A 14,931-nucleotide genomic window follows, 5' to 3' on the forward strand; every position below is an offset into this window, starting at 1 on the left:
TGGATATTTTTGCAAAAACTCTGCTTGCCCATGGACCTATCCCCAAAAATCAGTACCGACATTTCTTTTGACGATTTTAGGGCCCAGATTCTACATGATTACGAAATAGCTGTTCTAAGCAGGGAATGCAGCTTAATGGGGCGCAAAGAGGTGCTTACCGGAAAAGCAAAATTTGGGATTTTTAGCGATGGTAAGGAACTCCCGCAATTGGCAATGGCAAGGTCCTTTAAAAATGGGGATTTTAGAAGCGGTTATTATAGAGACCAAACTTTTATGATGGCCTTGGGGTTACTGACCCCAAAACAATTATTTCACGGTCTTTATGCTACCACCGATATTGAAAAAGAACCCATGAGCGCGGGTAGGCAAATGGTAGGTCACTACATGACCAATAGCATAAATGAAGATGGGAGCTGGAGAAACCTCACACAACAAAAAAATAGTAGTGCCGATATCTCATGTACTGCAGGGCAAATGCCAAGATTATTGGGTTTGGCGCAGGCCTCCAAAATGTATAGGAATCTAAAGAACCTGGATTCCGAGAAGTTTTCAAATAATGGGAATGAAGTAGCTTGGGGTACCATTGGTAATGCAAGTACCAGTGAAGGTATGTTTTTGGAGACCGTAAATGCAGGTGGTGTACTTCAGGTACCCATGGTCATAAGTATTTGGGACGATGACTATGGTATATCCGTACCGGCCAAATACCATGCGACCAAAGAGGATATCTCAAAAATGCTCAGTGGATTCCAAAGGGACGAGGACCAGAAGGGATACGAACTCATAAAAGTAAAGGGATGGGACTATACGGCCCTGATGCATGCTTATGAAAATGCGGCGGACATTGCTCGTGAGGAGCATGTGCCCGTTATCATTCACGTCGTTGAGCTTACGCAACCCCAGGGACACTCCACTTCGGGTTCCCACGAACGGTATAAAAGCGAAAAACGGTTGGAGTGGGAAAAGGACAACGATTGCAACAAACGTTTTAGGGAATGGGTACTGGAAACAGGTATTGCCGAGGATTCAGAGCTTTTGGAGCTTGAAAAATCGATTAAAAAAAAGGTCAGAATCGCAAAAAAAGAAGCTTGGGCGGAATATCTGGAACCGCACAAACGAATGAAAAAGACTTTAATCCAACTTTTGGAGAATGCTGCACAAAAAAGCCCGAACAAAAATTTTATCAATAAAATAAAGAACGATTTGATAGCGGTTGAAGAACCGATCAAAAAAGATCTTGCCCATAACTCGCGCAAGGCCCTACGCTATATGTTGGGTGAAAATACAACCGAAAAAGAGGCCTTAGTGTCTTGGGTAAATCGCTTTTTGGAAGATACCCAACCTAAGTATAGTTCATTGTTGTATAGTGAACTCCCTACCAGGGCTACTAAAATTCCCGAGATACGCCCTCAATATGATACCAGTCCCAAAACCGTGGATGGACGGGTGGTTCTTCGGGACAATTTTGACAAATTGTTCGAGAAGTATCCCGAAGCCATCGTGTTTGGAGAGGATAGTGGAAAAATAGGAGATGTAAACCAAGGGTTGGAAGGGCTTCAAAAGAAATATGGTGTATTACGGGTGGCCGATACCGGTATTCGAGAAACCACCATTATAGGACAAGGTATAGGAATGGCCTTAAGAGGGCTCAGGCCTATTGCCGAAATCCAGTACCTAGATTATATCTTTTATGCCATGGCCACGCTTACCGATGATTTGGCGAGCTTACTATATCGTACCTACGGAAAGCAAAAGGCACCTTTGATCGTTAGGACAAGGGGACACCGGTTAGAGGGTATTTGGCATTCGGGATCTCCCATGGGAGGTCTAATCCATGTCTTGAGAGGCATGTACATTCTTGCCCCCCGGAACATGACCCAAGCGGCAGGTTTTTATAACACCTTGATGAAAAGCGATGAACCGGCTTTGATAATTGAAAGTCTTAATGGATATCGATTAAAGGAATCCATGCCCAATAATTTGGGTGATTTTTGTACACCAATTGGTAAAATCGAAACCTTAAGAAAAGGTAAAGATATTACCATACTTTCATATGGATCAACCTTACGGATTGTTGAACAGGCGGCACGCGAACTTTCAGAAGTAGGTATTGATGCCGAAGTCATAGATGCCCAGACCTTATTGCCATTTGACATAAACGGGGATACCGTAAAAAGTGTACAGAAGACCAATAGGTTGCTGGTCGTGGACGAAGACGTTCCTGGAGGTTGCTCCGCCTATTTGGTTCAAGAAATTATTGAGCGTCAAGGAGCCTATGGCTATTTGGATAGTGCCCCTCAAACCCTTACGGCAAAAGCACATAGACCTGCTTATGGAACCGATGGGGATTATTTTTCCAAGCCCAATACGGAGGATGTTTTTGAAAAGGTATACGAAATTATTCACGAAGTAAATCCTGATGACTATCCGAAACTACGATAACGCAGATACAAATCGTCCCTTAGTTTTTTTCTCTTTTAAGAAAAAAATCACTTTAATTTTTCAGATTGTTCTCCGGTAATTGTACCGTAGAATTTAACGGGTTTCCATCTGCATCTATCTCAATAATGGCATCGAAACCTAATTCATCCAGTTTATTTACAATTTTGGCCCTATCTCCTACCATGAACCAATTAACGGCCTCCGGTCTGACTACTTCTTGACTTACTTCTTGTACATCCTTTAAAGAAAGGCTTCTTACACTCTGATCATATTTCTGGTAATAGTCATCGGATAAATTGTATTTGACCAATTTGGACATGGAACTGTTTACGGCACTATTGGTCTCCCATTGCCCAGGCAATTTCAAAACCTGATTGGTCTTTACCTTGTCCAACTCCTGTTGCGTGGCAGGCCTAGTGGAAATGAATTCAGAAATTTCCTTACGCAGTTCGGTTACGGATTCGGCGGACTTATCCGTTTGTACCGGGGCATAAACAAGGAAAGGTCGTTCTTCCTTATTGGACATTACAAATCCTCCGGCACCATAGGCCCAATGCTTGTCCTCCCTTAGATTCATATTGATACGTGAAGTGAAATTTCCACCCAAAATACTGACCATTTGCTCCAGGGCAATTTCCGACACATCCCCATACTTGTGCGTAAGGTGGCCGGCCAATATAATGGATTGTTGCGATTCCGGTCTATTAACCAGGTACAAAGTATTTTTGGTGTTTACTTTAGGTGCATTGAAGTTTATGGAAGGTACATCGGATTTTTTCCATTTTCCCAATGATTTTTCCAGTTTGGATTTTAATTCCCCCATATCTACATCTCCAGTTACCACCAGTGTAGCATTATTTGGCCTTATCCACGTTTTATAGAATTTCACCGCATCGTCCCTAGTAAGTTCTAATACGGTTTCCTCATAGCCCGTTCCGGTATAGGGGTTGCTATAAGGATGATCTTCACCATACAGATACTTGTTCATAACCCGTAATGCCATGGCGATAGGTTGGGATTTTTCTTTTTTAATGTTATTTATCTGTTCATTTTTTAGTCGATCAAATTCCTTTTCCGGAAAGGCCGGGTTAAGAATTACATCGGCAAAGAGATCCAAACTCGCATCCAGACTCTGCTTAAGTGTGTTGAGATAAACATTAGAATTATCTTGACTGGAATAGGTATATAAACTGGCTCCCAATAGTTGCAGTTTCTCATTAATTTCAAGAGAACTCAGCTCTTTGGTGCCTTCGTCCATTAAATTCATGGCCAATTCCGCGGTTCCTGGGCTAGATAGGTAATCCGTCTTATACCCAGCGTCCATCATAAGGTTCATTACCACTGTAGGGACACCTTCCCTTTTTGCCAATACGATGTTCAATCCATTGGAAAGTTTGGCCCGCTCCAGTTCAGGAAAGCTAGAACTCTTTTGAGTTCCCAGTTCCGGTAACTTGGTACGATCCACATTGGTTTCTTCTATCGTATAATCGGGAAAAGGTTTACAAACTAGGGTGTGCTTCCCTTGGCGGAGCCATTTTTGGGCAGTGGATTTTAAGTCCTCTACAGTAGCGTTCTCTACATAATTTAACACCGTCTTATAGTAGGCCGCATCCTCAAAATAAGTTTGATTGGAGGCCAATCTATCGGATATCCCTCCAAAACCTCCAATACGTTCCAATCCTTTAATAAAATTGGCAAAATAAGCTGCCTTCACCCGTTTTAGTTCCAATTCCGTAGGGCCATTTTGAATGAGATTTTCTATTTCGGATTGAAAGACCTCCTTTACTTCATCTGGATCCTTACCGGGTTTAACATTTACCCAAGTAACAAAATTACTTGCTATTTCCTTCGAAGACTGATATGATACTACCGAGCTTGCCGTTTGATCTTCGTAGACCAGTTTTTTGTACAGTCTGGAATTCTTGCCCCCGGTCAAAATGGAGGATATCAAATCAAAATGAATATCTTCCTTGTGCCCAAATTGCGGCGTGTTCCATGAGAATAAAATTCGTGTTTCAGGAACCCTGTCCTCATATACTTGATAGGTATCCCCGTTGTGAACGGGAATGTTTATTTCTGGACGAACGATTGTTGGGCCGGAAGGAATGGCTCCGAAATATTTCAACACCTTTTTATGGACCTCATCCGGATCTATGTCCCCTGCTATTGCAATAACGGCATTGGCCGCACCATAGTAGGATTTAAACCATTCTTGTACATCCTCTAGCGAAGCTGCGTCCAAATCCTCCATTTCACCTATTACAGTCCAAGAGTATGGGTGCCCCTTAGGAAACATGGCCTTGGTAAGCAATTCCCCTTGTCTTCCATAAGGTTGATTCTCCCCTTGCCTTTTCTCATTCTGTACTACCCCACGTTGCTCATCCAGTTTGGCTTGGTCAATGGCGCCTAAAAGGTAGCCCATGCGGTCGGATTCCAAAAAAAGTACTTGGTCTAAGGCAGAAACAGGTACGTTCTGAAAGTAATTGGTTCTATCGGAATTCGTGGTTCCATTTAAGTCGGTACCTCCTATTCGCTCCAAAGCTTGAAAATAATCGTCATTAAAGTTTTCGCTTCCGTTGAACATCAAATGTTCAAATAAATGGGCAAATCCGCTTTTTCCGGGTTTTTCGTTCTTAGACCCCACATGGTACCAAACATTTACGGCTACTATCGGTGCCTTATGGTCTTCATGTACCAAAAGGGTAAGCCCATTAGGCAACGTAAATTTTTCATAAGGAATATTTATTTCGCTTGCCTTGAATTCTACATTCTGGGATTGTAGGCCTTGCAGTGATACAAACAAAACAATACATAATACGTGAAGTGATTTTTTCATGATTGATGATTTAATAGATTTTAGCCAATGCCAAGAGTAAATATACTATTTAGCGGTCAGGAGTACAATTTTTTATGATTTATCTTACATGCTCCAACAAGAAATAGTTTTGTCCGGAACATTGATATGATGCTTATCTTTGACACAAAAGTCTTCGTCATTGGAAGAGATTCTCTCCGAATATTATGGTCTAAATCAGATAAGGTTAACGCCTCTGGAAGGATATGATAGCATCAATTTTAAGGTGGAGACCAAAGGTAAGACCCATGTCCTAAAGCAATATCCCTATTCAGATGTTACCCAAGAACTTCTCCATGCCGAAAACCGCATACTGGTACATCTTTCAAAATTACAGAGTATTGATTTCCCCAAACCCATAAGTACCAAAGATGGCAAAGAACTTGTCCTAAGGGAGGGGTTAACTTTCCGTTTGTTGAGTTATGTGGAAGGCGGTTTTCTGGGCAACATAGAACATACTCCCAGACTTTTAAAATCCTTCGGGGAGTTCCTGGGGAAAATGGATCGGTCCTTGCTCAAATGTTATGAGGCTTCCCTTACGGCCAAGGAAACGCAATGGGACTTAAAGCATTTCATTGCCAATGAAAAATACCTGAAATTCATTCCCGATAGCAAGGATAGAAGCTTAGTGGACTATTTTTTTCTACAGTTTCTTGAAAATGTTTCCCCACATCAATATGGGCTGAGGAAAAGTCTTATTCATAATGATGCCAATGACTGGAACGTACTTACCAAGGATGGAAAGGTCTCGGGCATTATTGATTTTGGGGATATGTGCCATTCTTGGACGGTGAACGAAATTGCCATTGCCATTACCTATGTTATGATGGGAAAGGAAAAACCCTTGGAAATGGCCTCCCATGTCATAGAAGGGTATCAAAACATTTTTCCTCTGGAAACAGAAGAACTGGATATACTGTATTATTTAGTAGCCGCCCGATTGTGTACTAGTGTTTGTAATTCAGCATACGCCAAAACATTAAAACCAGAATCTGAATATATTACCATAAGTGAGAAGCCAGCTTGGCGATTATTGCGAAAATGGTTGGGTATAAATCCCATTAAATGTAGGGATGCATTTCGTATGGCGGCCGGCTATCCAAAAGTGAACAAACCAAAGCTCAGGGAGCAATTAAAAAAAAGGAGCACAAATTTGGGCAAAGCACTTTCCTTAAGTTATATCAATCCCATTCAGATGCAACGTTCTGCTTTTCAATACATGTACGATGGCCAAGGGAATACTATTTTGGATGCTTACAATAATATAATGTTGGCGGGACATTGTCATCCAAAAGTTGTCAGGGCCGGCAGGAAAGTAATGACAAGATTGAATACCAATACGCGCTACGTATATCCAGAAATCTTGGCATACAGTGAAACGTTATTATCCAAATTTCCGCAAAGTCTGGATAAGGTCTTCTTCGTAAACTCGGGAAGTGCGGCCACGGATTTGGCTATTCGAATGGCCTTGGCCTATTCAAAAAAGAAAAAAATAATGGTCTTGGAACATGGCTATCATGGGAATACAAGAATCGGCATAGATATAAGCCATTATAAGTACAGTCAAGGAAACAACTTGGGAAAACAGGATTATATAGTAGAAGCTCCGATGCCCAAGGTTTTTGGTTCGGGCCTAAAAGATGATGGCTCTGCGGGAAAACACTTTGCCCAAGAAACAATGGCTAGAATTGATGGGGCCAAAGGTAAGATAGCAGCTTTTATTGCAGAACCCATAATGGGCTGTGGCGGGCAGGTACCTTTGGCCAAAGGTTATTTGAAGGAAGTGTACCCAAAAATACATGAACAGGGCGGTATTTGTATCAGTGATGAGGTACAAGTAGGTTTTGGACGTCTGGGAGATTTCTTCTGGGGTTATGAAATGCATGAGGTAGTTCCGGATATGGTAATCCTGGGGAAACCTATGGGCAATGGACATCCTATAGGTGCAGTGGTCACCACCTCGGAAATCTCGGAAAGCTTTGCGCAGGGTCCCGAATTTTTTAGCTCCTTTGGCGGTAATCCAGTTTCCTGCGCCATAGGCCATGCCGTTTTAGAGGTGATCGAAGAGGAAAAACTTCAGGAACATGCCAAAAAGGTGGGGGATTATTTACAATCTCTGCTAGTTGAACTGCAACAGGAGTTTTTGGAAATTGCCAACATTAGAGGTATCGGTCTTTTTATTGGTGTTGAACTATTGGATAAAAAAGGAAACCCCAATACCATGTTGGCCCATAGAGTTAAGAATGAGCTTCGGGAAAACTGTATCTTGATAGGAACCGATGGACCGTACGATAATGTTTTAAAAATAAAGCCTCCCCTGTCATTTTCCGAAAAAGATGCGGACCGCTTAGTGCACCAATTGCATAAAATATGCAATGATTTACTAAATTAGCGTTACGCTAAATCTTCCCACATGAAAAATACCCTTCTCAAGGACCTAGGACTTGCTTTACTTCGCATCGGTTCATCCGCATTACTGCTGACCCATGGTTTTTCCAAATTTCAAAAACTTATATCCGGTGATTTCGAATTTGGAGATCCCATAGGTATGGGTGCTACCCCTACACTTTTCCTGGCGGTACTTGCTGAATTTGTTTGTCCTATTTTAATTATATTGGGTTTTAAGACCAGATGGGCGGCTATATTCCCAGCGGTTACCATGGTGGTCGCCGCATTTATTGTTCATGCACAAGATGCTATAGGTGTTAAGGAAAAAGCATTGCTATTTTTAATAGCTTTTGTATGCATAAGCCTATTGGGACCTGGAAAATACAGCATTGACAAAAAATAGGGTCATATAATCTTTACCAACAGTTCCTTTAGAAGATCGGACTGTGAGATTCCATAGGCCCCTACCCCTTTTCCTTTAAGGTCCATCTCGCGTAAAGAAGAAACGATACGGCTTACTTTTTTCATAGGATAATTTTTTGCGGCAACTCGAAATTCATCCACAAAATATGGGTTTATCCGTAAAGCACTGGCCACATTTTTTGGGGAATGATCGCTTAAGCCATGATATTGTAATAATTGTGTGAAAAAAGAATGCAATAAGGTCACTGTTAGCACAAATGGATTGTCCTTAGGGTTTTGGGAAAAGTAATGTACAATTTTTGTCGCCTTAAGGATATCCCTCTCCCCTATAGCTTTTTTCAGTTCAAAATTGTTGTAATCCTTGCTTATTCCAATATGTTTTTCAATGTTTTCCGGTGTTATTTCTTCTCCTTTGGGCAAAACTAGTTGCAGCTTTTCCAATTCTTTGCTTATCCTACTTAGGTCGGTTCCTAAAAACTCTACCAACAAACTGGCCGCTTTATGGGAAATATGGTATCCTTTACCCAAAAGAACTTTCCGTATCCAATCCGCCACTTGGTTATCATACAATTTCTTGCTTTCGAACAATACGCCTGTTTTTCGAACGGACTTATATAGCTTTTTTCGTTTGTCCAATTTTTTATACTTGTAGCAAACGACCAGAATGGTAGATGGTTGGGGGTTTTCAACATAAGCTGTAAGATGCTCTATGGTCCTGGAAAGATGCTGTGCCTCCTTAACAATGACTACCTGTCTTTCGGACATCATGGGATATCGTTTTGCGTTTGCTATGATATCATCAACAGTGGCGTCCTTTCCATATAGTACAACCTGATTGAATCCCCGTTCCTCCTCCGTAAGGACTTGCTTTTCTATATATTCCGCAATCCGATCTATATAGTACGGTTCTTCACCTGATAAGAAATATATAGGTTTTACCGCTCCCTTACGTATATCGGCAACAATTTGCCTTACTTCATCCATTCAAAAAAAAACATCAAATTTGCATCATGCAGAAACTATCCTTTCCCACTTATGATTTCCGCTTTAAAAGTAGGGAAAATAAGATTTGTATTTTTGATGTAATACGGAAAAAGTTTGTAGTCTTACAACCGGAAGAGTGGGTCAGACAACATGTCATCCATTATCTCATACATGAAAAAAGATATCCCAAAAGTTTCATCAATGTTGAAAAACAACTGACTATCAATTCAATTAAGAAGAGGTACGATGTGGTGGTATTCAAAAATGATGGCAACATACATGCTCTTGTGGAATGTAAGGCTCCTGAAATAAGGATTACTCAACGTACCTTTGATCAGATTGCAAGGTATAATATGAAATTGAATGCCGATTATTTGATGGTCACAAATGGGATGGAACATTTTTATTGTAAAATGGACTATGAAGCCGAAAAATATCATTTTCTAGAACATATTCCTGATTTTAGCCGTTAATTTGCCGTCAATTTGAAGCTAGCTGTCGTCATACTCAATTGGAACGGAGAGGCTCTTTTGGAAAGATATTTACCCACGGTGGTAAACTATTCCGATGGAGCTGATATTTATTTGGCGGACAATGCTTCCACGGATGATTCCGTTGTCTTTGTCCGTACCAATTTTCCTACCGTAAGAATCATACAAAATACCGTTAACGGTGGGTTTTCCAAAGGGTACAACGATGCCCTTAAGCAAGTTGAAGCAGATATTTACTGCCTTTTGAATTCCGACGTTGAGGTTTCCAAAAACTGGCTGCACCCCATAATTCGAGGTTTTAAAGATCTTCCCAAAGCCGCGATTATCCAGCCAAAAATATTGGATTTATTAAGAAGAGATTATTTTGAATATGCCGGGGCCGCGGGAGGCTTTATTGATCAATTAGGCTATCCCTTTTGTAGGGGAAGAATTTTTCAGGCACTGGAGAAAGATGAAGGACAATATGATGATACCCTAGAAATTTTTTGGGCCACCGGTGCTTGTATGTTCATTAAAAGTGAAGTCTTCTGGGAATTAGGAGGGTTTGATGAGGACTATTTTGCACATCAAGAAGAAGTAGACCTATGTTGGAGGGCAAAGAACAAAGGACATAAGATATATTACATTGGCACATCTGAGGTCTATCATTTGGGTGGTTCTACCTTAAGTAATATGAACCCAAAAAAAACCTATCTCAATTTTAGAAACTCGCTGTTTTCGATAACCAAGAACCTTCCTAGAAGAAAAGCATTTTTAATTATAGGAATACGATTGCTATTGGATGGCGTTGCGGCAATTCGGTTTATTTTTCAGTTCAGATTTCAACATTGTTTAGCTATCTTGCGGGCTCATCTTAGCTTTTACAAGCATTTTAGTAAAATTTATAGGAAAAGGGAAAAAGCTAATTTTATACTAAAGTATTACGTAGTAAAGTCCATAGTGTGGTCCTATTTCGTACATCAAATAAAGAAATTTAACATTTTAGTAAAAGATTAACGAATTTGAAATTTTGAGGTTTCCCATTTTATCTAATTTTGCTGCCGAACCAATACGTACTAAAACAAATAACAAACATTAATAAATAGAATCCGTAATTATGAAAAGATTAATTTTAGGTTGTTTAGGAGTAGCTTTATTGCTATCGTCCTGTGTATCACAGAAAAAATTTGCAGATCTTGAAGCCAAACATAAGGAAGCTCAGGATTTATTGAATTCGGCAACGGTGAAGTTAAACGATTGTTTAGAAGAGAAAGCCACGGCGACTTCTAAAATGAAAACTTTGGAAGATCAAAATGCTTTCCTCAAGGCTAACAATCAGGAGTTGATTAACAATATGGGTAATTTGACCACTTTGACCACTAAAGGTGCCGAAAACTTGGAAAAATCCCTAGAAAGTCTAAAGGAAAAAGACCTTACCATTCGTAAGTTGCAGGATGCCATCACAAGAAGGGATTCCGTTAACTTGTCATTGGTACAAAGCCTTAAAGGCGTACTTGGAAATTTGGATGATGAGGATATAGAGATAAGCGTGGAAAAAGGTGTTGTATTCGTATCCATTTCAGACAAATTGCTCTTCAGCAGCGGAAGCTATAATGTTACCTCAAGGGCAAAAGAAGTTTTAGGTAAAGTTGCTATGGTAGTGAACAACAAGCCTGATTTTGAATTTATGGTAGAAGGCCATACGGATGATGTTCCTTATAGAAGTGGAGTGTTATTGGATAACTGGGATTTGAGTGTTAAACGTGCCACAGCCGTTGTACGTATACTTCAAAACGATTATAACGTTGATCCCAAGCGCATGACCGCGGCCGGTAGAGCAGAATTCATTCCGGTATCACAAACTGAAAAATCCAAAAACAGAAGAACACGTATCGTAGTTCTTCCAAAAATCGATCAGTTCTATAGCATGATTGAAGAAGGTATGAAAGACCCTGCAATCAATAACTAAACAATATATTTAGAATAAAAACCGCAGCACAAATGCTGCGGTTTTTTTGTACCCAATACCTAGCTGTAATTTCGCAATTGCACACCCGTTCCTATTTTGTAGTACCTTTGTCAACAACGGTCCAAACCAACCACCACATTGGAATACTATATTTTTTTTTAAAACGTTAGCTTACGTATGAGGTTATTTTTTGGACTTATTGGGGCATTATTAGTTGTAAGTTCCTGCAATCTCCTAAGGCCGGTTGGAGAAAACAACAAAAAGATTTCTTCCGGGCCTAAATCCTCTTCGGCCTCCAAAACCTTGGACAAGGTAATCTTAAAGGAAGGTACCTCCCAAGACGGACTTTTTTCTGTTCACCAATTGGGGGACAAGTATTATTTCGGAATTCCTGATAGCATCTTGGAAAGGGAAATACTAGTGGTTACCCGTTTTATTAAAACACCTGCGGGCTCCAAAAACTATGGAGGGGAAGAGATAGGTGAAAAAACGATTATTTGGGAAAAAGGGCCTTCCAATAACATTTTTCTTCGTATAGCTACGTTAGTGAGCGTTGCCAATGAGAATGACGAAATATCCAGGGCGGTTAACAATTCCAATATCACACCAATCCTAGAAACTTTTGAAATAAAGGCACGCTATGAAAAAAAGAAATCTTCCCTAATCGACGTTACCGATTTCATTAACAGCGAAAACAATTTACTCGCCCTTAGCAGTGCCCAAAAGGAGTCCTATAAGCTCTCCTCATTGGAAAAAGATAAATCATATATTTTGGGCATCAAGTCCTTTCCTATAAATACCGAAGTACAGACCGTAAAAACTTACAAGGCAAAAACAATTAAGGGCAAAACCAAAAAAGTACTGCCTGCAGCCGTATTGTCCGGAGTGGTTACCCTGGAGATAAATAATTCGTTCATTTTGTTGCCCAAAACACCCATGAAAAAACGGTTCTATGACCCTAGAGTGGGCTATTTTGCCAGTTCATATCTCGAATACGGTGATGAACAACAGCGTGTGGACCGTAACACTTATATCCATAGATGGAGATTAGAGCCCAGGCCAGAGGACCAGAAAAAATGGGAAAATGGGGAATTGGTAGAACCAAAAAAGCCTATCATCTTCTATTTGGACCCTGCCACTCCCAAAAAATGGAGACCCTATCTTATTCAAGGGATTAACGATTGGCAGCAAGCTTTTGAACAGGCCGGTTTCAAAAGCGCTATAGTAGGAAGGGAATGGCCCAAGGATAATGACGAGATGAGTTTGGAAGACTCCAGGTTTTCCGTGCTACGATACTTTGCTTCGCCCTTTAAAAATGCTTATGGACCCAACATTACGGATCCAAGAAGTGGCGAAATCTTGGAAAGTCACATCGGATGGTACCATAATCTAATGAATCTCCTTCACAATTGGTATATGGTACAGGCAGGGCCCGTTGACCCTAGGGCCCAAAAAATGGAATTTGATACAGACCTCATGGGCGAACTTATTCGTTTTGTGGCTTCTCATGAAGTTGGCCATACATTAGGGCTCCGGCACAATATGGGAGCAAGTTATGCCACTCCGGTGGAAAAACTTAGGGATGCGGAATGGCTTAAGGAAAATGGTCATACAAGTTCCATTATGGACTATGCCCGTTTTAATTATGTGGCACAACCTCAGGATAGCATTCCTCCAAAGTATTTAATGCCACGAATTGGGGATTATGATAAATGGGCCGTTCAGTGGGGGTATGCCCACATTTCCGAAAATTTGGATGAGGACAGTGAAAGGGAAATACTGAATCAGTGGGTCATAGATAGTGTTGGGTCCAATCCAAGATTGTGGTTTGGAGGAGAGGGTCGTGATTTTGATCCTAGATCCCAGACCGAAGACCTAGGGGACGATGCCATGGTGGCAAGCAACTATGGAATTATGAACCTACAGCGCATTGTTCCTTTTTTAACGGAGTGGACCAAGGAAAGTAACAGTGACGATTATTCCGGATTGGATGAGGTTTACCAAGGAGTCATAAAGCAGTACGAAAATTATCTTTTCCATGTGGCCAAAAATATTGGGGGCATTTATGTTACCCCAAAGACCATGGGCGAACAAGGTGAGGTGTATTGTCCTGTCACAAAACAATCCCAAAAAGAGGCCTTGGCATTTTTGAACAATCATATTTTTAAAGAGCCCAAATGGCTGATCAACAATGAAATTCTGAACAAGACATTTTCCCCTCAGTCCAAGGAATCCATTACAAAGACAATGGAGAGTATTGTAATAAACCTATTGGGGGGTAGTAGAATGAGTAGAATGACGTTTATTGCCGAAAGATATGAAGACGAGGATGTTTACACCCCAGAAGCGTATTTGGACGATTTACACCAATTGATTTGGGGAGACATGAACGTTTTTTATTCCACAACCCCCTATCGAAGAAAATTACAAAAGGCCTACGTTGCCAATATGATAGCCTTATACAAACCTAGTGAGGCGGAAGGCGTTGTTGAAGGTATTCTTGCCAAACTTTCCGAGGGCTATACCTCAAATACCGATGTACGCTCATTGGCCCTTGATAATCTTGCTATGCTACAGCAAAAGATAAAGGGAACGATTCCCGTTATCACACATAGGATGACCAAGGCCCACCTGAATTATCTAAAAAAAGAGATAGAAGAGGTTATTGGAGAAACCAAAGACCCTGGAAACCTCTATATTCCCGCCAACCCGGATTTATCCATTGAACAGGACAAAGGTGAAGAATAAGTGCTTTAAAAAATATCAGGGTCTCCTTTACCCTCTCGCAACAAGACGGGTTCTCCCTGTGACAAATCGATTACCGTAGAAGCTACATTACCACCATAACCTCCATCGATAACCAAATCCACTTGATTTTGCCATTTCTCGAATATCAATTCGGGATCAGTGGTATATTCCAGTACCTCATCCTCATCATAAATTGAAGTAGAAACGATCGGATTTCCCAAACCCTCAACCAACGCTCTGGCAATGGTATTGTCCGGCACCCGTATCCCAACAGTTTTTTTCTTTTTAAAATCCTTGGGCAGATTATTATTACCGGGTAGTACAAAGGTATAAGGACCAGGAAGGGCTCGCTTTAGGATTTTAAAAGTGGCCGTATCAATCTGCCGTACATAGTCCGAAAGGTTACTCAAGTCCGCACACACAAAGGACCAGTTGGCCTTGGCCAGTTTTACCCCTTTTATCCAAGCTATTCTTTCCAAAGCCCGGGAATTAGTGATATCGCAACCTAAGCTATATACGGTGTCCGTTGGATAAATTACCAACCCTCCCTTTATGAGGATGTTTACGGCCCTTTCCATCTCCTTGGGGTTAGGATTAGCTTCGTATATCTTAATGAACTCTGCCATGAGGCCACTTATTTAACTTGGTAAACG

Annotated in this window: 10 protein-coding genes; 7 read left to right on the forward strand and 3 right to left on the reverse strand. The window is 40.9% G+C overall.

All coding sequences use genetic code 11. The features are described 5' to 3' along the window. Positions 1 to 30 precede the first annotated feature (30 nt). Complete coding sequence (locus D7Z94_RS10040; RefSeq protein ID WP_120711427.1) at positions 31 to 2,442, forward strand: alpha-ketoacid dehydrogenase subunit alpha/beta; 2,412 nt, start codon at positions 31 to 33, stop codon at positions 2,440 to 2,442. A gap of 52 nt (positions 2,443 to 2,494) precedes the next feature. Here the strand turns inward: D7Z94_RS10040 and D7Z94_RS10045 are convergent, their stop codons facing one another. Next, a complete protein-coding gene (locus D7Z94_RS10045) occupies positions 2,495 to 5,278 on the reverse strand; it encodes a M16 family metallopeptidase (RefSeq protein WP_120711428.1) in 2,784 nt (927 codons plus the stop codon). Between the two features lie 160 nt (positions 5,279 to 5,438). Here D7Z94_RS10045 and D7Z94_RS10050 point away from each other — a divergent pair, with 160 nt between their 5' ends. Together D7Z94_RS10050 and D7Z94_RS10055 are read left to right on the forward strand one after the other, a co-directional pair. Further along, positions 5,439 to 7,688 (forward strand): aminotransferase class III-fold pyridoxal phosphate-dependent enzyme, encoded by a 2,250-nt coding sequence (locus tag D7Z94_RS10050; RefSeq protein ID WP_120711429.1) that lies wholly within the window; start codon positions 5,439 to 5,441, stop codon positions 7,686 to 7,688. 21 nt (positions 7,689 to 7,709) lie between these two features. Continuing rightward, entirely contained in the window at positions 7,710 to 8,087 is a 378-nt protein-coding gene (locus D7Z94_RS10055) for a DoxX family protein (RefSeq protein ID WP_120711430.1), read from the forward strand. Positions 8,088 to 8,089: 2 nt separating this feature from the next. Here D7Z94_RS10055 and holA read toward each other — a convergent pair whose 3' ends face one another. Further along, positions 8,090 to 9,091 (reverse strand): DNA polymerase III subunit delta, encoded by a 1,002-nt coding sequence (gene holA, locus D7Z94_RS10060; RefSeq protein WP_120711431.1) that lies wholly within the window; start codon positions 9,089 to 9,091, stop codon positions 8,090 to 8,092. Between the two features lie 26 nt (positions 9,092 to 9,117). On the opposite strand from holA, the gene D7Z94_RS10065 reads away from it, so the two are divergent. The 4 genes from D7Z94_RS10065 to D7Z94_RS10080 all read left to right on the forward strand — a co-directional run bounded on the left by D7Z94_RS10065 (position 9,118) and on the right by D7Z94_RS10080 (position 14,278). Beyond that, positions 9,118 to 9,564, forward strand: a complete 447-nt coding sequence (locus D7Z94_RS10065; protein ID WP_120711432.1) for a type I restriction enzyme HsdR N-terminal domain-containing protein — start codon at positions 9,118 to 9,120, stop codon at positions 9,562 to 9,564. Between the two features lie 12 nt (positions 9,565 to 9,576). After that, positions 9,577 to 10,578 carry a glycosyltransferase family 2 protein gene (locus D7Z94_RS10070; protein WP_120711433.1) on the forward strand — a complete coding sequence of 334 codons (1,002 nt, stop codon included), beginning with the start codon at positions 9,577 to 9,579 and terminating at the stop codon, positions 10,576 to 10,578. Between the two features lie 100 nt (positions 10,579 to 10,678). Next, positions 10,679 to 11,530, forward strand: coding sequence for an OmpA family protein (locus tag D7Z94_RS10075; RefSeq protein ID WP_120711434.1), 852 nt, complete (start codon positions 10,679 to 10,681; stop codon positions 11,528 to 11,530). Positions 11,531 to 11,707: 177 nt separating this feature from the next. Next, a complete protein-coding gene (locus D7Z94_RS10080) occupies positions 11,708 to 14,278 on the forward strand; it encodes a zinc-dependent metalloprotease (RefSeq protein ID WP_120711435.1) in 2,571 nt (856 codons plus the stop codon). Positions 14,279 to 14,283: 5 nt separating this feature from the next. Here D7Z94_RS10080 and D7Z94_RS10085 read toward each other — a convergent pair whose 3' ends face one another. Continuing rightward, the gene (locus tag D7Z94_RS10085; protein WP_120711436.1) at positions 14,284 to 14,904 is read right to left on the reverse strand and encodes an L-threonylcarbamoyladenylate synthase; all 621 of its coding nucleotides are present in this window, start codon (positions 14,902 to 14,904) and stop codon (positions 14,284 to 14,286) included. Positions 14,905 to 14,931 lie beyond the last annotated feature (27 nt).

Origin of the sequence: Ulvibacterium marinum, assembly GCF_003626755.1 — a bacterium.
In the GTDB taxonomy this organism is placed as follows: domain Bacteria; phylum Bacteroidota; class Bacteroidia; order Flavobacteriales; family Flavobacteriaceae; genus Ulvibacterium; species Ulvibacterium marinum.